Raw genomic sequence first — 25,499 nt, forward strand, 5'->3', positions numbered from 1 at the left:
TTGAATAAGTTCAGCTTGGAATAACCAGGCCTGGTTGCTGAAAGTCCTGCAATTTAATTTTAAAAAAGCGATTAACTAAGCAGAAAGTTTATGAGAATAGAGCAAATAACATTATGTAATTTCCGACGATTTAGCGAATTGCGCATGAGTTTTCATCCGCGTTTAACGGTGATTGTTGCAAAAAATGGCCAAGGTAAAACCTCGATTTTAGATGGTAGCACTGTCGCTCTGGGTTCTTATTTTTCAAGCTTTGAGTTTGGGCAAGCACGCAATTTTGATCGATATGATGCCAAATACATTTCTACATTTAAAAATCTTGAAAAAGATCAATGCTATCCGGTTTCTGTGTCTGCTGATGTTTACTTTTCTAAACAGCCACATCAGATTTTAAGAGAATTACGCGGCCCGAAAGGCAGAACCACAACCGGAGATGCATTTGAAATTAATCAATATGCTAAATCGTTAGCGCAGTCATTGACCTCAAACCAAGAGGTTTCGTTGCCCTTGTTGGCTTACTACGGTTCAGGAAGGCTTTGGAATAGTCACAAAAACATGAAACGAAAGTTGGTTTTAACGGCAAGCCGTAGTATGGGGTATGAAGACTGTTTTAGTGCCGCCTCGTCCTATAAGCAAGTACAAGAATGGATGATAAAAGCCACCTTCGCGGTGATTCAAGAAGGTGCGATGGGTGAAGATAGCGGCTCGAATTTAAAGCGCCAGCTGGCTTGTGTTCAAAATAGTATTAATCAAGTTCTCGAATCAGAGGGGTGGCGAAATTTTCATTACAGCATCCCACATGAAGAACTTGCCATGACGCATGATCAACTTGGCCCGTTGCCGGTATCGTTACTCAGTGATGGGGTGCGGGCGATGGTCTCGATGGTCGCGGATATGGCGTGGCGTTGTGCAAAACTTAATCCGCATTTTGGTGAGGATGCAGCGCAAAAAACAGAAGGTATCGTTTTGATTGATGAAGTCGATATGCATCTTCATCCGGAATGGCAGCAGCGAGTTATTCAATCGTTGACAAAAACATTCCCTAATATTCAATTTATTGTGACGACGCATAGCCCTCAAGTGCTTTCGACTGTTCCCAGGGAATCTATTCGGGTATTGTCCGAGTTTAATGGCGAAATGATAGCCGAAGAACCTAAAGCGCATTCTTATGGTGAGCCAAGCAATGATGTGCTTGAAGCGATTATGGGCGTAGACCCTCAACCACCGATTGCCGAAAAACAGAGTTTAGATAGGTTGACTGAATTGGTTGATCAAGGTGATTATGCATCGGAGGAGGCGAAAAATTTATCTAGTCTGCTTCAAGAAAAGTTAAATAAAGCGCACCCTCAGTTGCAAAAAATTGAGCGCTCGATTCGCCGTCAACAGTTCTTAAAAGGTGAGACGAACTAATGCGTTTTATCACAAAACATGGTAGTGGTGGGTTTCAACTCGATCAGTCTAATCAAACACCACCGACGACAGGCGAGCAGGCAACTACTCGGTGGGGATCATTTAAATATAAAGCCGGTTTACTCAAAACCTTAACCGACGAACAGCAAGGTTTGTGTGCTTATTCCGAAATCAATCCCGATGAATTTGGGCTGGCGTCTCACATTGAACATATTGAGCCCAAAAGTCTTAATCCACAAAGAACCTTTGATTATCATAATTTGGTAATGAATGCGTTAAGTTCGGATGACCTGAAGCGCAGTGATGTTGATTTATTTGCCGGTCATGCAAAGAGAGAGCGCTTTGATACAAACCTTTTTATTTCTCCGTTAAATAATAGTTGCCAAGATTACTTTGTTTATCTCTCTGATGGACTGGTTGTGCCGAACAATAAATTAAATGAGGCGGATAGGCTCAAGGCAGAATACACCATTGATTTATTGAACCTCAATTGCGCTTATCTTAAAAATAAGCGTAAAAACTGGGTTGATGAACTGGAAGAATTGATTGATGAGCACCTTAACAATAATTGGTCACTAAATGATTTGATGCAGATATATTTGTGCCCTTGTAATGATAAGCTCTATTCATTTTTTAGCGCAAATCAGCAACGTTTGGTTGCTTAATATTCGAGCTAAATAGACGAAAGGAATAAACATGGTAAGCCAAACCAACGAACAAGCATTAGAGGCCGCGATTGAGCTGGCATTAACGGGGTTGTGTCGTGAGGATTTTCAACCAGGCCTGGTTGCTGAAAGTCCTGCGGATTATGTTGTGCATAATGGTTTTAAGCGAGGCACGCCGTCCGACTTTAATGCGCAATATGCCTTGGATGAAAAATGGTTTTGGCTTTTCCTTGAAACAACACAAAAAGATACGTTATCGCAGTTACAAAAACATAACCCGAATGATTGGCAACGTAAAATTTTAGAGCGTTTTGATCGGTTAGCGAAAAAGCATGGTGTGTTACACCTTTTGAAAAAAGGTTTAAGCCTGGATGATGTGCATTTTGATCTGATGTTTCCAGCGCCTTTAGCCAGTAGTAGCGATCAGGTTAAACAAGATTTTGAAGCGAATATTTTTAGCGTCACGCGCCAACTTCGTTATTCGTTAGCCAATCCGTTGCAAGAAATTGATATGGTGTTGTTTATTAACGGTATCCCGTTAGTGACGTTGGAGTTAAAGAATGCTTGGACGGGGCAGAACGCGCGTTATCATGGTCAAAAGCAGTACCGCACCGACCGAGACACCAACCAGCCGTTATTACAATTTGCGCGTTGCTTAGTTCACATGGCCGTTGATACCGATGAGGTGTACATGACCACCAAGTTAAGCGGGCAGAGTACTTTCTTTTTACCGTTTAACAAAGGTCACAATCAGGGGCAGGGCAATCCGCCGAACCCTAACGGGCACAAAACGGATTATTTATGGAAAGAAATCTTTACCAAGCAAAGCCTAGCCAACTTAATTCAGCACTTCATTCGCTTGGATGGCTCAAGCAAAGATCCGCTCAATAAGCGCACGTTATTTTTCCCGCGTTATCATCAAATGGATGTGGTGCGCCGGTTAATAAGCGATGTGTCAACCAAAGGCGTAGGACAAACCTATTTAATTCAGCATTCCGCCGGTTCGGGTAAATCAAACTCGATTACTTGGGTCGCTTATCAATTGATCGAAGCCTATCCAGAAACTGAGGATGTACCGAGCGCAAAAGGGCTTGAAACGCCGTTGTTTGATTCGGTTATTGTGGTCACGGATCGGCGCATTCTTGATCAGCAACTTAAAGATAATATCAAAGACTTTTCTGAGGTTAAAAACATTATTGCGCATGCCAATAAGTCAGCCGATTTAAAAGCGGCGTTGGAGAGTGGTAAAAAAATCATCATTACCACCATTCAGAAATTCCCCTTTATTATTGATGGCCTCAGCGATTTGAGCGATAAGCGTTTTGCGGTGATTATTGATGAGGCGCATAGCTCACAAAGCGGCACGGCGCATAGCAAAATGAACGAAGCGATGGGTTCTGAAGAGGACGAGGATGCACAAGACAAAATTCTGCAAGCGATGCGATCACGCAAAATGCGCGGCAATGCGTCTTATTTGGCCTTTACGGCGACGCCCAAGAATACAACCTTAGAAAAGTTTGGCCATCAACAGCCAGACGGCTCGTTTGTGCCGTTTCACCTTTACTCGATGAAGCAGGCGATTGAGGAAGGCTTTATTTTGGATGTATTGGCCAATTACACGACCTATAAATCCTATTATGAAATTCAGAAATCGGTTGCTGAAAACCCAAAGTTTGATACCGCAAAAGCGCAAAAAAAGTTACGTGCATATGTTGAGCGAAGTCAGCAGACGATTGATACCAAAGCCGAGATCATGCTGGATCATTTTGTAAACCATGTAGTCAATACCAAAAAGCTGAAGGGCAAAGCCAAATGCATGGTGGTGACCCAAAGCATTGAAATGGCGATTCGCTATTTTAAAGCGATTCAGCGCTTGCTGGCGCAACGAGGTAATACGTTCAAAGCCATTGTGGCGTTTTCGGGTGAGAAGACGGTGGATGGTATTGTTTACACTGAGTCAGATATGAATGGCTTTTCGGATAATGACACCAAAGATAAATTTGATACCGATGAATATCGAGTGTTAGTGGTGGCGAATAAATACCTGACCGGTTTTGATCAACCGAAATTGAGCGCAATGTATGTCGATAAGAAGTTGCAAGGTGTACTGGCGGTGCAGGCACTTTCGCGCTTAAATCGTTCAGCCCCTAAGTTGGGTAAGAAAACCGAAGATTTGTTTGTGCTGGATTTCTTTAACAGTACCGATGATATTAAAAAGTCCTTTGATCCTTTCTACACAGCGACCTCTTTAAGCGAGCCAACGGATGTAAACGTGCTGAATGACTTAAAAGACGCGATGGATGATGTGGCGGTGTATGAGTGGTATGAAGTCGAGAATTTTGCAAAAGACTATTTTGATGGCGTAGATGGCCAATCTTTGAGCAGTATGATTGATGTGGCGGTTGAGCGTTTTGAGCATGAATTGCATTTAGAAAACGAAGAGCAAGCGGACTTCAAAATTAAGGCAAAGCAGTTTGTTAAAATTTATGGGCAGATGGCATCGATTATGCCGTATGAGAATATGGCCTGGGAAAAGCTGTTTTGGTTCTTAAAATTCTTAATACCCAAGCTAAAAGTGGCTGACCCGCAAGCGGATCAGCTGGATGCTTTGTTGGAGTCGGTTGATTTAAGTTCGTATGGCCTTGAACGCGTGAGGTTGAATCAGTCAATTGGGTTGGATACAACAGAAACGCAGCTTGACCCACAAAACCCTAATCCTCGTGGTGCGCACGGTGAAAAGCAAGAAGACCCATTGGATGAGATTATTCGTGAATTTAACGAACGCTGGTTCCAAGATTGGAGCGCGACACCGGAAGAACAACGGGTGAAGTTTATTAATATCGCAGACAGTATTAAAGCGCACCCAGACTTTGAAGCAAAGTATAAGCATGAAACCGACCCGCATCACCGAGACTTGGTATTTGACAAAATATATCAAGAGGTCATGTTGAAAATGCGCAAAAACGACTTGGATTTTTATAGGTTAATCGCTATGGATGAGGCGCGTAAAATGGCATTTAAGTCTACGATGCAGCATCGGGTTGCGTTTTAAGCAGAGATAAAGCAGAGAGGCGGTTATGAAAATTGTGATTATTGGTGGCGGGATTGCGGCGGATTATATTGCCAACCAGTTTTTGGCGCAGGATGCTTCGCTTGAGATTTTGATTTTATCAAAAGAGACTTATGCGCCTTATGATCGGATTCATTTGTGTGATCTGGTTGAGGGCACGGCGCAGCTAGAAGATATTACGCTCGATTTAGCGCCTCAGGTGCAGCTTAAGCTTGATCATCAAGTCACGCGGATTGAGCGCAAAGCGAAACAGGTGTTTTGTGGCGATAAATCCTATGGTTATGATTATCTGATTATTGCCAGCGGTTCTGAGCCTCGCACGCTGTTTGATCTGTCGCAGATTGACAATGCGATTACTTTTCGCAGTGCGGATGATAGTTTTAAGATTGCGAAAAATCTGCAAGATCGCCATATCGTCATCGTCGGCGCGGGGCCGATTGGTTTGGAATTATTGGATACGCTGGTGCGTATGCCACAGCCTAAAGCCATCACGCTGTTGGTGATCGATGAGGCGCTGTATGCGCCGGATGTCGATGCGTCGATTGTGGCGATGATGCGCGCGACCTATGAAGCCGATCCTCGGGTGAATATTGTGTTTAATGACCAGATTGTCGATAAACAGCTCGATGGTCGCCTGATTACTCGGTTAATCACTAAGAAACACCAGATAGACGACCCCTTTGTGATTTTTGGTATTGGGATTCAGCCGAATGTTGATTTTGCGCGAGATGCCTTGCCGATAGGGCGGGGTATTTTGGTGGATCGCCATATGCGCAGTGATGATTTGTTTATCTATGCGGTGGGTGAGGCCGCCGAAATCAATGAAACGGGCTTTTGCGCTGGTCATGCCCGCGATTGTCAACAGCAGGCCGATGTGGCGATTGCCCATATTCTAAAAACCGACCCGCAAGCGCAATATCATCGTCAGGTGGCGATTGATGGCTTAAAAGTGGGGGCGTTTGATTTTATTGATGCCACCTCGCCTGACTACAACCCAAAAGATCAAGCTAACGAAACCCTGTTGTTACGCGCAAATAATCCGCCGCGCATTGATCAATATATTCTTAACCAGGATAAGTTGGTACGCTTTTTTGGCGCGAACACCAATGTGGATGCGATGGCGGTGAAACGCTTGATGGAGTCGAATGAATCCGTTGATCCCGCTTTCTTTTACACCAGCCGTTTAGTGAGTGAACGTGGGCGTTTGGTCTGTAGTTGTGTCGGCGCTTATCAAGCTGAGTTGCAAGCGCTGATTGCGGATAACGCGGTGACCGATTTTGCGGAGCTCAAAGCCTATAGCCAAGCAGGGCGGGTGTGTGGACGTTGTAAAAACGAAGTGGTCACCTTGATTGCAAATACCGAAGTCGATCCTGAAGAAGTGGCGCGTAAAAAGCAGGCACAGCAACAGGCGGAGTTGGAGAAAAAACAGCAGAAAATCCAACGTCGACTAGACAAGTTTAATCGCTTCCATCCGGATGCGCCGCTGGATATCAATGAAATTGACCAAGCCCTCGCGGCCTTTGATAAGGTCAAGGATTTTAACGGCTGGGTATCGATGATGACGCTGAATCTTGAGTTTCCGCCGGTCTATCAAGACTTGGTGCGCCAAGGGGTTTATCAACTGAATAAAATGCCGGTGATTTGGCTGGAGCTGTCCGATTGCAGTGGCAACTCCGAGGCGTTTATAAAAACCGTGAACCCGAGCATTGATGAGTTGATTCTCAAGTTTATTTCACTCGATTATCACGAACTATTGATGGCGGCTTCCGGTCCACATTCTGAAACCCGTTTGGATGAAATTATCGAACAGTATCCGGGCGAGTATTTGTTGATTGTGGAAGGCGCAATTCCGCTGGCGATGGAGGGCAAGTATTTGCGCATTGGGCCGAAGGGCGAAACCGGCGAAGCCTTGTTAAAGCGGGTGGCAGAAAAAGCGGCGGCGATTATGGCGGTTGGCTCCTGCGCACTCGATGGCGGCGTAGTGGCGGCCAAGCCAAACCCAACGGGCGCAGTCGGGGTGGCGGAAGCCTTGGCGCGAGAGGATATTATTAATTTACCCGGTTGTCCGGTAAACCCGATTAATGTGGTGGGCACCTTGTTGCATTATTTAATGCTCGGTGAGATGCCGGCGCTGGATAGTAAAAACCGCCCGCTTTGGGCGTATGCGCCGCGTGTACATGATAACTGTGAGCGGCGCGGTCATTATGATGCGGGTGAGTTTGTTAAGGAATGGGGCGATGAAGGCGCGAAAAAAGGCTGGTGTTTGTTTGAAATGGGCTGTAAAGGGCCTTATGCGGATATTAACTGCTCGCTCGTGAAGTTTAACGAAAACACCTCTTGGCCAGTACAGGTCGGACACGGCTGTATTGCCTGTGGACAAGGAAAACGCGCGTTTGATGAGTACGCTAATAATCGTAAAGTTATTAGTATGCCAAGCTAGCCCGGATATTTCATAAAGTTCACGCGCCCTCGCTGGTATATTGATTCCCCAGCACTTTTTTCTCAGTCGGCTGTATGAATAACTACAGCGCTCCTTCGAAAAAAGCGCTGGGAAACCAATATCCTACGCGATCATCACGCGAATTTATGAAACATCCGGGCTAAGGAGAAGCAGATGAGTCAGCCAACAACACAAAAAATTATTATTGATCCGGTTACACGCATTGAAGGCCATTTACGGATTGAAGTCGAGCTGGATGAACATAATATTGTCAACCAGGCCTGGGCATCGGGGCAGTTATTTCGTGGTATCGAAACCATATTAAAAGGTCGTGATCCGCGCGATACCGGTTTAATTGCGCAGCGTATTTGCGGGGTGTGTACCAATGTACATTATCGCGCCTCGATCAGTGCGGTCGAGCAGGCTTATCAAATTGAGATTCCACGTAATGCCGAAATCGTGCGGAATCTAGTGACGCTTGCGTTGTTTGTGCAGGATCATTTGGTGCATTATTATCATTTGCATTCATTGGATTATGTTGATGTAGTGAGCGCCTTATCCGCCGACCCCAAGGCGGCTAGCGAACAGGCGCATCAATGGCATAGCCATCCTTATCAATGCAGTCAGAGTGATTTAGCCGCCAGCCAACAAAAGCTCACCCAGTTTGTGCAGGCAGGGCGATTAGGTTTGTTTGCCAATGGTTATTGGGGACATAGTGCCTATAAATTTAGCCCTGAGCAAAATTTGATTCATATGCATCATTACCTCGAAGCCTTGCGCATTCAGCGCGAGATTAGTAAAGCGATTGCGATTTTTGCTGGTAAAACGCCGCATCCGCAAAACCTAGTGGTCGGCGGCGTAACCAGTGTGATGGATATGCTCAACCCTCAGCGGATGAATGATTATCTGTTTATTATCAAAGACGCACGTGAGTTTATTAAGCGCGCCTATATGCCGGACATGAAAATGCTGGTGAGCGCCTATCGTGATTCGATTAAAGCCGGTGAAGGCCGAGGGCATGGACACTTTATGAGTTCGGGCGGCTATCGGCTGTTTAATAATGAGCCTTTATTTGCGCAGGGGGTGGTGTTTGATCATCAGTTTGATCAGGTAGCCGATTTTGATCCAGTCAATATCACCGAAGAAGCCGCACGTTCTTGGTATGCCGATAACGAACCGCGCTCGCCTTATGCGCAAACCACGGAGCCTGAATACACCGACTTGAATGACGATGGCAGTTTAAAAACCGAAGGTAAATACAGCTGGATTAAATCGCCGCGCTATCAAGGTAAAGCGATGGAGGTGGGCCCTGCGGCGAGGATGATCATTGGCTATTTGCGCGATGCGCCGCTGATCAAGCCTTATGTAGACGATTTTATGCAGACCTGTGATTTGGAACTGATTGATTTTTCAAGTTCGATTGGGCGTAATGCCGCTCGGGCGATTGAGGCGGAACTCACCTGTGATGCGATTTTTGCCTTTGCTAGTGAGTTGATTGAAAACATTAAATACTATGATGAAACTACCTGGACCCAATATGTGTTCGAGGATTTGCCAACTAGTGCGCAAGGCGCGGGCATTTTTGAAGTGCCGCGAGGCACTCTCGCGCATTTTGTGCGCATTGATGAGGCCAAGGTCGCTAACTATCAAGCGGTAGTGCCGACCACTTGGAACGCCTCGCCTAAAGATGGACAGAATCAACCGGGGCCTTATGAAGCTTCCCTGATCGGTATTCATTTGGCTGACCCGCAGAATCCACTTGAAGTGTTGCGTGTGGTGCATTCGTTTGACCCTTGTTTGGCGTGTGCGGTGCATGTGATTGATGCACAGGGCAGCGAATTAGCGGCCTATCGCATTCAGCCTAAAGCGATCTAGTCGGGTGTCTAGGCAAGCCAAAGTAGCGGTACTGGGGTTGGGCAATGTGTTGTTTAAAGACGAAGGGCTCGGCGTGTATGCAATGCAGTATTTGCAACGTAATTTTAAGTTTTCTACCGAGCTGGATTTTGTCGATGGCGGCACCTTGGGAATGGGTTTATTAGATTATTTTCATGATTATCGGCAGCTTTTGATTCTGGATAGTTTGTCCACCCAGCCAACCAGGCCTGGTTGGGTTTATCGCCTGCCGCTAAGCGCGTTACAAAACCTTGGGCAATATCGCAAAACCGCCCACGAAATCGAATTATTACAAGCCTTGGATATGGCTAGGTTGTTGAGTTTGAATGTCACGCTTGAAGTGGTGGCGATGACGCCAGAAGATATTGAAACCGTGGCGTTTGATTTATCCGAGCCAGTACAAAATGCCATGCCCTTGATGGCAAAAACGGCTTGTGAAGTGTTGGCGGATTGGGGGGTGCAGGCACGAGCCGTTGAAAGCCCGCTGACACCGACCGAGATTGTGGATTTATGCCATCCCTAATATGTCAGCATTGGCTCATTAGCGGTCAAGTGCAGGGCGTGGGGATGCGGCCTTATGTCTGTCGCTTGGCACAAGCGAGTCGTTTAGTCGGCTGGGTGATCAATCATCCGCAGGGCGCGGAGGTTGTGGTGCAAGGCCGATCAGAGGCGCTAAACAGGTTTCGCCAAGCGTTTGAAGCCAATTTGCCTCCTTTAGCACAGGTGCATCGGATTTCGGTTTCTTCTCATCCGCTGATTCAGATGACCGAGTTTGTTATCCATTCAACCGCTCATCAAGGCGCATTGACAGAGCTGGTTGTTGCGCCCGATCGTGCGGTGTGTGAGACGTGCTTGAGCGAGTTGCACGACCCTAAAAACCGACGCTATCAAGACGCTTTTATTCAATGCAGTGATTGTGGTCCTCGTTATTCGGTGAGTCGAGCGCTACCGTTTGAACGCGCTAGCACCGCGCTTGCGCCCTTTGATTTGTGTGGCGATTGTCAAACAGAATACATTGCGCCTGAAGTCCGACGGTTTCATTGCCAAGGTCTCACTTGCCCAGTCTGTGGTCCGAGTTTGCAGCTGTATCTTGCCGACCCAACGGGCGAATGGGTTCAACGCTCAGGCGATCAAACTCAGCTTATTCAACAGGCGGTGACGCAATTACAAAATGGCGCTATTTTGGCGCTTAAAGGTGTGGGCGGTTATCATTTAATCTGTGATGCGAGTCAAACAGCAGCGGTGGCACGCTTGCGCCAGATAAAGCGCCGTGTCGCCAAACCCTTTGCGCTTTTGTGCGCTGATTTGGCCAGCGCACAGAAATTGGCGCAGGTATCCCCGGCAGAAGCAGATTGGCTCACGAGTGCCGCACGTCCGATCGTGTTGCTGAACAAACGCCTAGATGCTATCGGCGGCATAGAGGGCGCAAGCAGGCAAATCAGCGAACAGGTTGCGCCCGATATTCAGCGTTTGGGTATTATGTTGGCTTACAGCCCGCTACATCATCTACTATTTGAACAGGCCAATCAGCCCTGGGTCGCGACCAGTGCTAATTTGGCGGGCGAGCCGATTATCTATCAATTTGAACAACTGAGAAACCAGTTTGCGGGCTTGATTGATGGCGTGTTGGATTATAACCGCGATATCCTTCATCCTTGTGATGACTCGATTGTCCAATGTATCAATCAGCAGACCTATCAAACCCTGCGCTTAGGACGCGGCATCGCTCCGTTGGTGATCCCTTTAGCGCCTGCATTTCACCATCAGCTTGAAGGTTGGGTGGGATTAGGCGGGCAGCAAAAATCAACCTTGGCGCTAGGCTTAAAACGGCATATTATGCTGATGCCCGATAGCGGCGACTTGTCGAGTTTGGCGGCGCTGGATCGTTTTGAACAGCAAATACAAACCGCGCTGGGATTCTACCAGCTCCGTGTCAAGGGATTTGTCGCCGATAACCACCCTGATTATGCCAGCCACCGCTGGGGCAAAGCGCGTGCAACTGAGATGGCGACTGAGATGGCGACTGAGATGGCGAGCGCGCCTGCTTGGCAAACAAGGCAGCACCATTATGCACATGTTCTGGCCTGTATGGCAGAGCACCAATTGGATGAGCCAGTGATTGCGCTGGTTTGGGATGGCAGTGGCTTGGGTGAACAGGGGCAAACTTGGGGCGGGGAGCTGATCCAAGCGGATCGCCAGGGTTATCAGCATCTTTGCGGGTTGATGCCTAGCCGTTTGCTGGGCGGTGAGTTGGCGATTAAGCAGCCTAAACGCATTGCGCTGGCCTGGTTGTTTAACCTATTGCCATTGGAAGCGGTTTTAAGCTTGGACCATCCAGCGGTCAAGGCCTTCAGCGAACCGCAACTTTGCGCCCTCCATCAATTGCATCAAACCGGATTCAATAGTCCACTCAGCAGTTCAGTTGGGCGCTTGTTTGATGGTGTCGCCAGTTGGTTGGGGTTAGCGCAAACACTGGATTATGAAGGGCAAAGCGGTTTATTGCTTGAAGCCTATTATGTGCCATCAAGTTGTGCGCCATCAAGTTGTGCGCCATCAAGTTGTGCGCCATCAAGTTGTGTAGCCTCCGATCAAGCCTATCCGCTGGCGCTCACCCCACAAGGCTGGGATACCCCCAGCCTACTCGCCGCCATTTGGCAGGATATCACCCAAGGCGCATCCTCCCAGCAGGTTGTCACGCGGTTTTTTAATGCCTTGGTGAATGCGGTGGTTGAGATTAGCCAGCGCTATCCAGATAGCCCCTTAATCCTGTCTGGTGGTGTATTCCAAAATGTCACCCTGATGCAACAGGTTGTGATAAGACTCGGATCACGCCGGTTCTATTTCCAACAAAAAACACCGATAAACGATGGCGGGCTTTCACTCGGACAAGTTTATTCAGTAGGGCAAAAAAACCGTCAGTTCCATTAAATAAAAAAACAGTCATTGCGCGGAGCAAAGCGACGCGGCCATCTCTTGAGGGTGTGCGCAGGTTTGAGAGATTGCTTCACTGCGTTCGCAATGACGTGGTTTTTTTGTTCGTAATGACAACATAAACCCAGTCATTGCGAGGAGCACAGCGACGCGGCAATAAGAGCGAGTTGGGGATAATCGCCGAATCAGCTATACTAGTCTGAATTCCAGGCTAGGCGTCAGTAGGCTGTTTATTTTTGAGTAATTAACGATTTTTAAAGGTTGTGAAAAGCATGAGTGAAGTGACATTTATTAAGGGCAAGGATCAAAGTTTAGAAAACTCGATTGCCTTTATGCAAGCTACATTGGCCGAGCAGGGTTTTGATATTAACGAGGTGAAGTGGCTAAATCCGATTGAAAATATTTTTTCGTTGCATATTCACGACAAGGTGTGCCCGGGTTTATTTACCAACGGCAAAGGAGCGAGCCGCAAGGCCACCTTGGCGAGTGCGCTAGGTGAGTTCTTAGAGCGTTTATCCACCAATTATTTTTTCTCTGATTATTATCTTGAACCTGCGCTGGATAACAACCAGGCCTGGTTGTACTACCCAAACGAAAAATCCTTTGCGCTAGCCGATTATAAGTCTTGCTTGAATGCGGATATGTGGCGTGTTTATGATCCGCACCAAGAATTGACTGGCGAGCATTTATTGAGTTTTAACGACAATAGCGATCAAATCCGCGCGATTGAAATGCGTCATGCTTTGACAGATGAAACAGTGTATGTGCCGATGAATCTGCTGAGTAACCTGTATGCCAGCAATGGTTTGTCCGCTGGCAATAGCCGTTATGAGGCGGCGGTGCAGGGTTTGTCTGAGATTTTTGAGCGTTGGGTGAAAAACAAAATTCTCAAGGAGAACATTTGCTTGCCAGAGGTTCCTGATAGTGTGATTGCGCGTTTTCCTTCGATTGAGCGTTCATTGGCGGATTTGCGTGCACAAGGTTTGTCGGTGTCTGTGCGTGATGCCTCGTTGGGCGGTCAGTTTCCGGTGATGAATGTAACTTTGTTTGATCCTAAACAGGGGCGTTGTTTTGCATCCTTTGGTGCGCACCCGTTGTTTGAGGTGGCGCTGGAGCGAACCTTGACGGAATCCTTGCAGGGTCGTCACTTAGGATTTTTAGATGGATTCCAAGTGCCGAGTTTTGACCAGCAGGCGATTGCCGAAGACGAAAACCTTGAAAATCATTTTATTGATTCGAGCGGCTTAATCAATGCGCGTTTTATTTCAAGCCAAGCGGATTTTGCGTTTGTGGATTGGAATTGGGATTTAACCACCGAGGCGCAATGGACTTGGCTGGTGGATCTTGCCAAACAGCAGGGTTTTGATGTCTATGTCGCGCATTATGATCATTATGGTTTTCATGCATGTCGGATGATTGCGCCGGGCATGTCAGAAGTTTATCCAATGGATGAATTATTGGTAAAAAATCAAAATGACGGGCGAAAACTTCGACAAGCGCTGGATCAGTTTGCGCTGGATTCTCAACCAGGCCTGGTGATTGATTTGTTAGATGAAATTGGCTTTAGCGATCATCAGGGCGTGGCGTCGTTAATCGGTTTGATGCCGGATGCGGGTGATGTCTGGAATGATATGAAAATTATTGATTTACGTTTTTGGCTAGAGGTCTATGCCAAGGATTTTGACTCAGCTTATCAAAGTTTGCAAGTTTGTAAAGCGTATGTGCATCCAGACAAGCCAATGGCGGTGGTGTATGAGGCGATGCAGTTTGCGCTGGGTATCGAGCTGGATGGTTTAGATGCGGCGATTTATCGTGATGGTAGGGTGATGTTGTTTGGTGAGACGATGGTTGAGCAGGTTGAAGCGCATATAAGCGGGGATGCATGTTGTTGGGGATTGGCCTTAGGTCAGGCGGCTTTTGAACAAAGCCAGCGTCATCAGGCGTTATGGCAGGTGTATCAGCGCGCCAATCTAGCGAAGGCGAAAGAGTAAAGCTAGCTGTGCACTAGGAGATTGCTTCACTGCGTTCGCAATGACGAGTGTGGGGTGCGTTTGCAATAAAAACATAAACCCATGTCATTGCGAGGAGCAACGCGACGCGGCAATCTCCAGCCAACTGTGCACTAGTTCAGGAGATTGCTTCACTACGTTCGCAATGACGAGGGAAGGCTGTTCGCAATCACATTGGGGTTGCTAGCCTTTTTGGTTTTTAGAAGTTGTAAATCAAAGACAGGTTGGTTTCACCGTCGGTCTTTTTCACACCGGCACCGGGTGCTGAATTGTAACGGTACTTGTAACCAAAGCTGGCTGATAACTGATTGCTTAGCGCCGCTCTTAAGCCGGTGTTGGTTTCAATCTTGTCTTGTTCGCTACCGGTGATATACAGCGCATCCTGTGCGAAGCTATAGGTGTCGTTGAACTTGTGATTGAAATCCAGTTTTACACGTCCGGTGACCTGGTCGAAATCAGAACCCGTATAAACACTCACGTCTTGATAACCGATACCGGCTTCACCCTTTAGCTGACTGGCATTGGTTTTATACAACACACGACCCAAACCGATAGTGAGGGTGTTGTCTAGTTTAATATCAGTAGGTTTGTTGCGCTCATTTCTAAGGTTAACAAAGCCATAGTTGTCGCGGGCGGTTGTGAAATAAAGGTCATACTGCTGATCAAGCATATAGCGCGCTGAATCTGTGTTGCCATCGGTTTTCTTGTTCTCAATTTCAAACATCACGCTATAGTCGCTACGCGTCAAGCCATAGCCCATTTTTAAGCGTGCAAGCAGGGTTTGGGTGTCGGTGTTCCCGGTCGTTTTATTAAAACCGGCTTCGCCCGATCCTGTCCAGCCAGCGCCATCATTGGCCATTGCTGCACCTGAAGCAACGCCTAAAATTGATGCAGAGGCAAGAGTGATAAGTTTTTTGTTCATTTTCATGCTAATTATTTCCTTTGAATGACTTAAGTGGCTATATGACCAAACTCTAATATTATCATGCCGATTGATTGCAAGCAAATGAAGCGCAGGGCGATGAAATTTGATAAAATGCCCTAAATTATGACTCGAATTAGGAAAGTCCCATGAAACTTGATTTTTTAGATTTTGAACAACCGATTGCTGAACTTGAAGCGAAGATTGACGAGCTGAGACACCTTGAAGGCAATCAAGACTTTGATTTATTACAAGAAATTAGTGCATTAGAGCAAAAGAGCCGCGCCTTAACCGAGTCTATTTTTAAAAACCTAACAGACTGGCAAATATCCCAGTTGGCTCGTCACCCCCAACGCCCCTATATGCTTGATTACATTAAATCCATTTTTACAGACTTTACCGAGTTACATGGTGATCGCGCGCTGGCAGATGATGCCGCCATCGTTGGCGGCTTGGCGCGTATTGAGGGCCAGCCCGTCATGGTGATTGGTCAACAAAAAGGCCGTGATACCAAGGAGAAGATTCGCCGTAATTTTGGCATGCCTCGACCAGAAGGTTACCGCAAAGCCCTGCGTTTGATGCGAATGGCTGAGCGTTTTAAATTACCAATCTTAACCTTTATTGATACCCCCGGCGCTTATCCAGGAATTGATGCCGAAGAACGTGGACAAAGTGAAGCGGTTGCACGTAATTTAATTGAAATGGCGGAGCTTAAAACCCCGATTATTTGTACCGTGATTGGTGAAGGTGGTTCGGGTGGGGCGTTAGCCATCGGTGTTGGCGATGTCACCATGATGATGCAATACAGCACCTATTCGGTCATCTCGCCAGAAGGTTGCGCGTCAATTTTATGGAAAAGTGCAGCCAATGCGTCTGATGCCGCTGCCGCGCTAGGTGTCACCGCGCCACGTTTAAAATCCTTGGGGTTGATTGATGAAATTGTGTCCGAACCTTTGGGTGGCGCCCATCGCGCCCATGCACAGACAGCTGAGAGTTTAAAGAAGGCATTACTTGCGCAACTCGCTCACTTTAAAACCTTTGAGGTTGATGCACTGGTAGCGCGCCGCTATGAGCGCTACATGGGCTACGGTAACTTTGAAGTTGCTTAAGTCTCACTTTTTTAAAAACGCGCTATATAGCGCGTTTTTTGTTTAATTTTTTTGTTTAAATCCTTATGCAAAACAATTGCCCAGTTCGTCATGCGGTGGACGCGTTTTATCAAAATCTAACAACCCATCAATTGTGGGTTGGTTTTAGTGGTGGCATGGATTCAACGGTGTTGTTGCATGCCTTAACTCAAGCTAAACCAAGCGCCGTTAAACTCAATGCGCTGCATATTCATCATGGTTTGCAATCCGAGGCTGATCATTGGTTGATTCATTGTGAGGCGATGGCAAGCCAGTTTAATGTGGGTTTCTTGGCTAAAAAAGTAGCGGTGGATGTCACGGCTAATCTTGAAGCCGCGGCACGTCAGGCGCGTTATCAGGCTTTTAGCGAAGTTGTTGAAGCAGATGGTGTGATTGTGACGGCACACCATCAACGCGATCAGGCAGAAACCTTTTTACTTAATCTAATGCGTGGAGCGGGTGTGGCGGGATTGTCTGCAATGCCAGTAAAGCGACCTCTGACTCATCAGTCATCCTACCAGGCCTGGTTGGTTAGACCTTTTTTAAGTGTGCCTTATCAGGCGTTGCTGGAGTATGCAAACAGCCATCGGTTAAGCTGGGTTGAAGACCCAATGAATCAGCAAACCGACTTTCGGCGCAATTTTATCCGTCAGCAAATTCTGCCATTATTCAACCAGGCCTGGTTGCAGCCTGAGCAAAAAATAGCGCAAGCCTCAGCGCATTGTTCCGAGGCGAATCACTTGCTAGACACCTTGGCGCAAATTGATTTACAGGCTATTGATCAAGGTTCAAATTATTTTGATTGGCAGGCGATGCAATCGCTTGATTGGCCACGACAAAAAAATCTTTTGCGCTATTGGTTTGTTCTTCGCCACCATATTCGTTTGACACAAAGCGATTTGGACTGGTTTAGGCATGAGTGTTTTGCTGCTTCATTAAAGGCAAATCCACAGCGAATTCTGGGCGGTAAGGTCTTAAAGCGTTTTAATAAGTTTGTACTTTATCCTGTTGAAAAAAAACAAGAGTTTTTATTTGTCTGGCGTGAAGATATTGATTTAACATCAATCAATTCGACGCTTCAAAAGTGTCTAGGCAAAGGGGTGGCCCAACACTGGTTTAATCCGAATAATAAAATTGAAATCCGCCGCCTAAAGCCGACGGATTCGGTTAATCGCGCCTCGTTAAAAAAATGGTTTCAAACCCATAAAATACCGCCTTGGGAGCGTGGAGTTTGGCCGGTGATAATAATTAACGATCAGCTTGCGGCGATTCGTGATTATCGTGTTTTTGAACCTTTTAGCGCAAAACCAAACGAAATGGGCGTAAAGTTTGTGGCTTTAAATTGAAGCGACCGCGCTTTTCGGTTAGAATAGGCGACCATTCTGAGTTCAAAAGGTTGGGATGTAAAAATAACATTCCCCACGTGTCTTAAATTTCTACAAAGTGTGAATAATGACTAAATTTATATTTGTTACCGGTGGTGTAGTTTCTTCTCTTGGAAAAGGCATTGCAGCCGCATCGTTGGGTGCTTTATTGGAAGCGCGTGGCTATCGTGTCAGTATGTTAAAGATGGATCCGTATATTAACGTCGATCCGGGAACGATGAGCCCCTTGCAACATGGTGAAGTATTTGTGACTGATGACGGTGCGGAAACCGATCTCGATCTTGGTCATTACGAACGTTTTGTGCAGCGCCCATTGAGCAAGCGCAATAGCTTTTCAACCGGTCAGGTCTATGAAACCGTGATTCGACGTGAGCGCCGTGGTGACTATTTAGGCGGCACCGTGCAGGTGATTCCGCATATTACCGATGAAATCAAAACCCGTATCAAAGCCGCTGCCGATGGCGCGGATGTCGCCTTGGTTGAAGTGGGCGGTACGGTAGGTGATATTGAATCCTTGCCTTTCTTAGAGGCGATTCGTCAAATGGGTGTCGAAGTGGGGCGTGACAACACCCTGTTTATGCATTTAACCTTGTTGCCTTATATTGCGGTGGCAGGTGAGGTAAAAACCAAACCTACCCAACACTCCGTAAAAGAATTACGTTCGATTGGTATTCAGCCTGATGTGCTTATCTGCCGCTCCGAAATTCCTTTAGCAGACAGTGAGCGCCGCAAGATTGCCTTGTTTACCAATGTTGAAGAAAAGGCCGTGATCAATTCACTCGATGCAAAATCGATTTACCAAGTTCCTCGCATGCTTCATGAGCAGGGTATGGATGATTTGGTTGTTCATAAGCTCAGACTCACCGATGCCAAACCACTTGATTTATCCGATTGGGATCAGGTGGTTGAAGCCCAGTTAAATGCACAAGATCAGGTTGATATTGCGATGGTTGGCAAGTATGTGGATTTAACCGAAGCCTATAAATCTTTAATTGAATCCTTATTGCATGCCGGCATTCATACCCGCACCAAAGTAAAAATTCATTACATAGACTCCGAAGAGCTTGAAAAGTCAGGGATTGAGCAGCTTAAAGCCATGGATGCAATTTTAGTTCCTGGTGGATTTGGTGAGCGGGGCGTTGAAGGTAAGATTTTGGCGATTCAATATGCACGTGAAAGCCTGAAGCCTTATTTAGGTATTTGTTTGGGTATGCAAATGGCCGTGGTCGAATATGCACGTCATGTCGCTGGTCTAGCAGCAGCGCACAGTAGTGAGCTTAACCCTAATACACCACACCCTGTTGTTGCATTAATCACTGAATGGACTGACGAGCAAGGTAAGGTTGTTGAGCGCTCTGCTAGCTCAGACTTAGGTGGCACGATGCGTCTAGGCGGTCAAAACTGTAACGTCAAGCCAGGTAGTAAACTAGCCAGCATTTACGGAAAAGCAACGATTCGCGAACGTCACCGTCATCGCTATGAAGTCAACGAAGGTTATATTTCTCGTTTAGAGCAGGCTGGATTGGTGTTTTCAGCGCACTCTGAAGATGGCGGATTGGTTGAATCGGTTGAGATTCCCAATCACCCTTGGTTTGTCGCGTGTCAGTTCCACCCTGAATTTACGTCAACACCGCGCAATGGTCACCCGTTGTTCAGTGCATTTGTGACAGCGGCGCTTAACGCCAAGAAAAAAGGATAACTCTATGCAGCTTTGTGGTTTTAACGTTGGGATTGATCAGCCGTTTTTTTTGATTGCCGGCCCGTGTGTGATTGAGTCTGAGCAATTAGCGATAGATACGGCGGGCAAGCTCAAAGAGTTGACTGATGAGCTGGGTATTCCTTTTATTTTTAAGTCCTCTTACGACAAAGCCAATCGATCTTCAACCGCCAGTTTTCGTGGTTTAGGGATTGAAGAGGGGTTACGTATTTTACAAAAAGTAAAAGATCAAATTGGGGTGCCCGTATTGACCGATGTGCATGAGGACACCCCTCTAGGTGAAGTCGCGAGTGTGGTGGATGTGATGCAAACGCCGGCTTTTTTAGTGCGTCAAACCAACTTTATTCAAAATGTTTGTCGTCAAGGCATCCCTGTTAATATCAAAAAAGGCCAGTTTCAAGCACCTTGGGACATGGATCAAGTCGTTGCCAAAGCCCGTGAAGTCGGCAATGATCAAATTATGGTCTGTGATAGAGGCACTTCGTTTGGTTATAACACCTTGATGTCGGATATGCGTGGTTTAGCTTCGATGCGCCGCACAGGTTGTCCAGTTGTCTTTGATGCCACTCATTCTGTGCAGCAGCCAGGTGGACAGGGCGCTACGTCAGGTGGGCAGCGGGAGTTTGTTCCTGTTTTGGCGCGCGCTGCGATTGCGGCAGGAATCTCTGGGTTATTTATGGAGACCCATCCAGATCCTGCAAACGCAAAAAGTGATGGTCCAAATATGTGGCCATTAGGCAATATTAAACCTGTTTTAGAAGTGCTTAAAGCACTCGATCAGGTGGTTAAACAACACGGCTTCATTGAAAACGAATTGATGTAATGGATTCGTCATGTTTGCCCGATAGAATTTGCAGTACCAAAGGAGCCTTCGACAGGCTTCAAGTTTTTTTAATTTTTATTACTCAAAAGGTTTAGAGAATGTCATTGATTAAACAAATCAAAGCGCGTCAAATTATTGATTCACGTGGAAATCCGACTGTAGAAGCGGATGTTATTTTAGAATGTGGTGCGGTTGGCCGTGCCGCATCACCTTCTGGCGCATCAACCGGATCGCGTGAAGCGATTGAATTGCGTGATGGCGATAAGTCTGTGTTTATGGGTAAGGGTGTGCTTAACGCCGTTAACAACATCAAAAACGAAATTGCCCCAGCTTTAATCGGTAAAGAAGCCACCGAGCAAGCTAATATTGATCAGATCATGATTGATTTAGACGGCACCCACAACAAAGCACGCTTAGGTGCTAACGCCATTTTGGCGGTATCGATGGCCTGTGCAAAAGCGGCGGCTATTTCTAAAGGTCAGGCGTTGTTCGAATATTTGAAAAACGATGACTACCGTATGCCTGTGCCGATGATGAATATCATTAATGGCGGCGAGCACGCCGATAATAGCGTTGATTTTCAAGAATTTATGATTATGCCTGTCGGTGCGCCAAGTCTTTCTGAAGCCCTACGTTATGGTGCAGAAGTCTTCCACACCTTGAAAAAAGTATTGCACGACAAAGGCTATAACACCGCTGTAGGCGATGAAGGTGGTTTTGCACCGGATCTGAAATCAAATGAAGAAGCGATTACCGTTATTCTTGAAGCGATTGAAAAAGCCGGTTACGTACCAGGTAAAGACATTATGATCGCGCTGGATGTGGCGGCATCAGAACTTTATAAAGACGGTCACTATGTATTGGCTTCTGAGGGTCGTACCTTGACCAGTGCTGAAATGGTTGATTTTTATGCTGACTGGTGTGCAAGATACCCCATTATCTCAATTGAAGATGGTTTTGATGAAAGCGACTGGGATGGCTTTAAAATGCAAACTGAGCGCCTTGGCAAAACCGTGCAGCTAGTGGGTGATGATTTGTTTGTAACCAACACTAAGATTCTGAAAGAAGGTATCGACAAGGGTATTGCTAACTCAATCTTGATTAAGGTAAACCAAATTGGTACCTTGACTGAAACCATGAACGCGATTCAAATGGCGAAAGAGGCGGGTTATACCGCGGTTATTTCTCACCGTTCGGGTGAAACCGAAGACGCAACGATTGCCGATATCGCTGTAGCAACGGGTGCCGGTCAAATCAAAACCGGTTCTATGTCACGTTCAGACCGTATTGCGAAGTACAACCAATTGATTCGTATTGAAGAAGCGTTGAATGAAACCGGTACAGCGGTTTACCCAGGTCTGTCTGCATTCTATAACCTTAAGTAATCGCTTAAAACGGAGCATATCAAACGGATGAAGGTATTATTGATTATTCTATCCGTTTTGGTGCTCTTGTCAGGTATTCGCTTGCTGTCATCGGATGGCGGTTTAGCCGAATACCTGTCACTTAAATTGCGTTTAGCGGAGGTTCAACAACAACTCGATAGCCAGCAAGCGGTTAACGACCTACTCAAGAAAGAAGTCCAGGATTTACAAGCTGGAACCGATGCGATTGAGACGCTCGCACGTCAACGTCTGGGTATGATCGGTAAAAACGAGGTGTTTATCCAGTTACTCGAAATCCCCCCTAGCTCGGTCAGTGCGCCAGTGCCTGATATCGAAGCCATTTCTATTCAAGAAAATCCGTTACCTATCAATCCTCTTGAGCCCTAACAATCTCTCTGTTTGTCGCCTTTTAGCAACACGTAAACAGCACCTGTTCCGCCATCCTTTTGATTCGCACTGCTAAATGCCAATACGTCTGGCATGCATCTCAGTAACCGGTTTGCCAGGTTTTTAAGCACGGGAAAATCGATATCCGAGTTATAACCCTTACCATGCACCACTAGTAGATAGCGATTTTTTCTTAAAAATCCTTGATGAATAAACTGAGTTAAGCGATGTTGCGCGATCTCTTCGGTATAGCCATGTAAATCTAATCGGCCTTGAATACTAAACTCGCCTCTGCGCAATTTTGCGAGGTCTTGCATTCGCAGCCCTTTTCGATAGTATAAAAGCGTTTCATGCGCGCTAACACTATCCAATTGCGCATAACTTGCAGGCTCGATTTGCTCTGCCAGCTTTTTACGCACCTGTCGTTTAGACACCGGTTTCGGTTTTTCTGGCATGATGTCCACTTTTTTACGTGGATTCATTGGTTTGACACCTTGAATCGCTTGCTCAAACAGTAATTTATCTTCTTCTGTAACCTGAGACACTTTATAATTCCATTTAAATAAATACGATTTTAAAGGATTAACACTTCATGCGCATCCTATTATCTAATGATGATGGTTATTTAGCTCCTGGCATTCAATCACTTTATCAGGCACTAAAACAACATTCCGCCGTTAGCGAGCTGGTGATGATTGCACCAGACCGCAATCGCAGTGCTGCCAGTAATTCATTAACCTTGCTTGACCCTCTGCGAATTCAGCAGCATGACGCACAAATCTATAGCGTGAGCGGTACGCCCACAGACTGTGTGCATTTGGGGATTAATGGCGCACTCGATTATAAACCCGACATGGTGATTTCTGGCATTAATGCGGGCGCCAATATGGGCGATGACGTTTTGTATTCAGGTACAGTCGCCGCCGCGACCGAGGGGCGGTTTTTGGGTAAGCCTTCGATTGCGATTTCGCTTTGTGGTGACCAGCATTTTGATACGGCCGCTGAGGTGTTAGTGCGTTTGTTGGCGGACTTGCATTTACAGGATTTGGACAATAACACGATTATTAATATCAATGTACCGGACTTACCCTTGGCACAAATCAAGGGTATTTTAGTCACGCGCTTAGGGCGACGTCATGCGTCTGAGCCCGTAGTTAAAGCGCAAGATCCGCGTGGCGGTAAGATGTTTTGGATAGGCCCAGCAGGCTCCGCCGCGGATGCTGGTGAAGGGACCGATTTTTTTGCGGTTGAACATGGGTTTGTTTCTATCACGCCTTTGCAGATCGATTTAACCAACTATATGATGCTCCTCAAGGTGAATCAATGGGTGGAAAACAAGTGGTAACGCTGGATTTATCGCAAAAGCCTGTTTATCCTAACTCACTCTACGATGCCGCGCAGGGTTTAGGTTTTACCTCCCAGCGAAGCCGTGACAGATTGGTTCAACGTTTAATGGCTAATCCGCAGTTGGATGTGGAGGTGCTTAACGCCATTCGCGTCACACCTCGCCATTTGTTTATGGATGAAGCACTGGCAAATCGTGCTTATGAGGATAGTTCCTTGCCGATTGGTTATGGGCAAACAATTTCTCAACCCGGTACCGTTGCGCTGATGACCAGCTGGGTAAGGCAGGGGACTCGACCACTTAACCGCGTTTTGGATGTCGGTACGGGATCCGGTTATCAAGCCTCGATTTTATCATTGGTTGCCAAGCAGGTTTACAGTGTTGAACGCATTGCCGCCTTGTCTTTACGTGCACAGCATTGCTTGGATCAGCTCGGTGTGCGCAACATTCGGTTTAGCCTAACGGATGGTCATTGGGGTTGGACAACTTTTGCACCCTATGATGCGATTGTGTGTGCCGCTGCTCCGTCTGATATTCCAGATGCCTTGATTGAACAGTTAGCTGAAGGTGGGCGCTTGGTTTTACCCGTCGGAGAGCAGCAGCAAATGCTAACGGGTGTCGAGAAAACCGCTACAGGCATTAAACAATACGCACTGGGTGAGGCGGTTTTTGTCCCACTGCTCAAAGGAGTGGCAGAATGAAATTATTTGCACCACTTTACGATTTAACTTTGCGATGGGCGGGGCATCGCCATGCGCCGCGCTATTTAGCGGGGATGAGTTTTGCCGAATCCTCTTTTTTCCCGATTCCACCGGATGTGATGTTGATGCCAATGAGCTTGGCTCGACCTGAAAAAGCCATGTATTTTGCTTGGATTGCCACCTTGTTTTCAACGCTGGGTGGGGTGCTTGGCTATTTTATTGGTATGTTGTTATTGGATGCGGTTTGGCCTTTAATTGTGTCAGCAGGTTATGATGATCGTTACCATCAGATTGTTGATTTTTTTGAGCTGTATGGTGTTTGGATTGTGTTTGTAGCCGGTTTTAGTCCGCTGCCCTATAAGATGTTTACTGTTTCGGCGGGGGCAACGGGGATGGCGTTGATTCCGTTTATAATTGCCTCATTGATTGGCCGTGGCGCGCGGTTTTTTCTGGTGGCCTGGTTAATGAAAATAGGCGGACAGAAATTTGAGCCATTAATCCGTCGTTGGGTAGAGTGGTTAGGTTGGTTATTTGTTGCGTTAGTTTTGTCTTATATTTTATATAAAACAATAGGTTAGTACTATGTTTAAAGTTCTAGGGTTAAGTATTGTTTTGTTATTGCTGGTGGCCTGTGGTCAACCCCCAAGAGACTACTTGCAACGCGGCACAACGTCTGATAATGCGAGAACTCAAGCGCCCGCCGCGCAAGTCGGCGCTAGAGACTGCAGCGGAACCAACTACACGGTAGTGTTACACGACACCTTGGGAGAGATTGCCTTGCGTTGTGGCGTTTCAGTGAATCAGTTGATTGGTGTTAACAACCTCACACCGCCCTATATTATTTACCCGAAACAAGAGCTGATCATTCCGCGCGCCGCGATGGCAACGCCTAAAATAAAAAAGTCGGCCAATTCGGTGACTTGGCATTGGCCGCTTGATCACAAAACTCATTATGCTTACGTGCTTGACTCGCAAGGTGTTCAGGCTTTAGAGGTGTATGGCGAGGTGGGTGCGTTGGTACGCGCCGCCGCCGATGGTGAAGTCGCCTTTGCCGAAAATGCATCCGGTCCGCTGGGTAATATGGTGATGATTCGTCATGCTGATAACTATTTGTCAATTTACGCCCATAATCAGCGCTTACACGTTAAACAGGGTGATCAAGTGAAAGCAGGGGATGTGATTGCGAACCTTGGGCAGTCAGGACGAACTGATCGCCCCAAACTCTATTTTGAACTGCGTTATCAAGGTCGAAAAATGGCGGTTGAACCCTTGTTAGGCAAACCTTAGTCCGC

Annotated in this window: 20 protein-coding genes; 18 read left to right on the plus strand and 2 right to left on the minus strand. The window is 46.6% G+C overall.

The window, feature by feature from the left end; translation table 11 throughout:
- Window positions 1-90 precede the first annotated feature (90 nt).
- From NA59_RS00120 to ycaO, 8 genes are all read left to right on the plus strand, one after another.
- The gene (locus NA59_RS00120; RefSeq protein ID WP_044406085.1) at window positions 91-1,407 is read left to right on the plus strand and encodes an AAA family ATPase; all 1,317 of its coding nucleotides are present in this window, start codon (window positions 91-93) and stop codon (window positions 1,405-1,407) included.
- Window positions 1,407-2,072: a retron system putative HNH endonuclease gene (locus NA59_RS00125; RefSeq protein ID WP_044406088.1), complete on the plus strand. Its 666-nt coding sequence runs from the start codon at window positions 1,407-1,409 to the stop codon at window positions 2,070-2,072. Before NA59_RS00120 ends, NA59_RS00125 begins: the two co-directional genes overlap by 1 nt.
- Window positions 2,073-2,103: 31 nt before the next feature.
- A complete protein-coding gene (locus NA59_RS00130) occupies window positions 2,104-5,124 on the plus strand; it encodes a type I restriction endonuclease subunit R (protein ID WP_044406091.1) in 3,021 nt (1,006 codons plus the stop codon).
- Between the two features lie 25 nt (window positions 5,125-5,149).
- Window positions 5,150-7,582, plus strand: a complete 2,433-nt coding sequence (locus NA59_RS00135; RefSeq protein ID WP_044406094.1) for a hydrogenase small subunit — start codon at window positions 5,150-5,152, stop codon at window positions 7,580-7,582.
- Window positions 7,583-7,756: 174 nt separating this feature from the next.
- Window positions 7,757-9,457 (plus strand): nickel-dependent hydrogenase large subunit, encoded by a 1,701-nt coding sequence (locus NA59_RS00140; protein ID WP_044406097.1) that lies wholly within the window; start codon window positions 7,757-7,759, stop codon window positions 9,455-9,457.
- Window positions 9,458-9,461: 4 nt separating this feature from the next.
- Window positions 9,462-9,998, plus strand: coding sequence for a HyaD/HybD family hydrogenase maturation endopeptidase (locus NA59_RS00145; protein ID WP_052501349.1), 537 nt, complete (start codon window positions 9,462-9,464; stop codon window positions 9,996-9,998).
- A complete protein-coding gene (gene hypF / locus NA59_RS00150) occupies window positions 9,986-12,403 on the plus strand; it encodes a carbamoyltransferase HypF (protein ID WP_083944802.1) in 2,418 nt (805 codons plus the stop codon). Before NA59_RS00145 ends, hypF begins: the two co-directional genes overlap by 13 nt.
- Window positions 12,404-12,678: 275 nt before the next feature.
- Window positions 12,679-14,397 (plus strand): 30S ribosomal protein S12 methylthiotransferase accessory factor YcaO, encoded by a 1,719-nt coding sequence (gene ycaO, locus NA59_RS00155; protein ID WP_044406103.1) that lies wholly within the window; start codon window positions 12,679-12,681, stop codon window positions 14,395-14,397.
- 217 nt (window positions 14,398-14,614) lie between these two features.
- Here ycaO and NA59_RS00160 read toward each other — a convergent pair whose 3' ends face one another.
- Window positions 14,615-15,343, minus strand: coding sequence for a DUF481 domain-containing protein (locus NA59_RS00160; protein WP_052501350.1), 729 nt, complete (start codon window positions 15,341-15,343; stop codon window positions 14,615-14,617).
- Between the two features lie 143 nt (window positions 15,344-15,486).
- Between NA59_RS00160 and NA59_RS00165 the strand changes: the two genes are divergently transcribed.
- From NA59_RS00165 to NA59_RS00190, 6 genes are all read left to right on the plus strand, one after another.
- Window positions 15,487-16,446, plus strand: a complete 960-nt coding sequence (locus NA59_RS00165; protein WP_044406105.1) for an acetyl-CoA carboxylase carboxyltransferase subunit alpha — start codon at window positions 15,487-15,489, stop codon at window positions 16,444-16,446.
- Between the two features lie 65 nt (window positions 16,447-16,511).
- Window positions 16,512-17,810 (plus strand): tRNA lysidine(34) synthetase TilS, encoded by a 1,299-nt coding sequence (gene tilS / locus NA59_RS14090; protein WP_052501351.1) that lies wholly within the window; start codon window positions 16,512-16,514, stop codon window positions 17,808-17,810.
- 106 nt (window positions 17,811-17,916) lie between these two features.
- Entirely contained in the window at window positions 17,917-19,548 is a 1,632-nt protein-coding gene (locus NA59_RS00175; RefSeq protein WP_044406108.1) for a CTP synthase, read from the plus strand.
- 4 nt (window positions 19,549-19,552) lie between these two features.
- Window positions 19,553-20,389: a 3-deoxy-8-phosphooctulonate synthase gene (kdsA, locus tag NA59_RS00180; protein WP_044406111.1), complete on the plus strand. Its 837-nt coding sequence runs from the start codon at window positions 19,553-19,555 to the stop codon at window positions 20,387-20,389.
- 98 nt (window positions 20,390-20,487) lie between these two features.
- A complete protein-coding gene (gene eno, locus NA59_RS00185; protein WP_044406114.1) occupies window positions 20,488-21,774 on the plus strand; it encodes a phosphopyruvate hydratase in 1,287 nt (428 codons plus the stop codon).
- Between the two features lie 27 nt (window positions 21,775-21,801).
- Window positions 21,802-22,161, plus strand: a complete 360-nt coding sequence (locus NA59_RS00190) for an FtsB family cell division protein (protein WP_044406116.1) — start codon at window positions 21,802-21,804, stop codon at window positions 22,159-22,161.
- Here the strand turns inward: NA59_RS00190 and NA59_RS00195 are convergent.
- A complete protein-coding gene (locus tag NA59_RS00195; protein WP_052501352.1) occupies window positions 22,158-22,706 on the minus strand; it encodes a Smr/MutS family protein in 549 nt (182 codons plus the stop codon). The two genes, NA59_RS00190 and NA59_RS00195, sit on opposite strands and share 4 nt — an antisense overlap.
- A gap of 47 nt (window positions 22,707-22,753) precedes the next feature.
- Here NA59_RS00195 and surE point away from each other — a divergent pair, with 47 nt between their 5' ends.
- The 4 genes from surE to NA59_RS14095 are packed head-to-tail and all read left to right on the plus strand — an operon-like array spanning window position 22,754 to window position 25,494.
- Window positions 22,754-23,506, plus strand: coding sequence for a 5'/3'-nucleotidase SurE (gene surE, locus NA59_RS00200; protein WP_044406119.1), 753 nt, complete (start codon window positions 22,754-22,756; stop codon window positions 23,504-23,506).
- On the plus strand, window positions 23,485-24,207 hold the full coding sequence (locus NA59_RS00205; RefSeq protein WP_083944804.1) for a protein-L-isoaspartate(D-aspartate) O-methyltransferase: 723 nt from the start codon (window positions 23,485-23,487) through the stop codon (window positions 24,205-24,207). Before surE ends, NA59_RS00205 begins: the two co-directional genes overlap by 22 nt.
- On the plus strand, window positions 24,204-24,785 hold the full coding sequence (locus NA59_RS00210; RefSeq protein ID WP_044406122.1) for a YqaA family protein: 582 nt from the start codon (window positions 24,204-24,206) through the stop codon (window positions 24,783-24,785). Before NA59_RS00205 ends, NA59_RS00210 begins: the two co-directional genes overlap by 4 nt.
- A gap of 4 nt (window positions 24,786-24,789) precedes the next feature.
- Window positions 24,790-25,494: a M23 family metallopeptidase gene (locus tag NA59_RS14095; protein WP_052501353.1), complete on the plus strand. Its 705-nt coding sequence runs from the start codon at window positions 24,790-24,792 to the stop codon at window positions 25,492-25,494.
- Window positions 25,495-25,499 lie beyond the last annotated feature (5 nt).

It is taken from the genome of Thiomicrospira microaerophila, assembly GCF_000934765.1.
GTDB classification, from domain to species: Bacteria; Pseudomonadota; Gammaproteobacteria; order Thiomicrospirales; family Thiomicrospiraceae; genus Thiomicrospira; species Thiomicrospira microaerophila.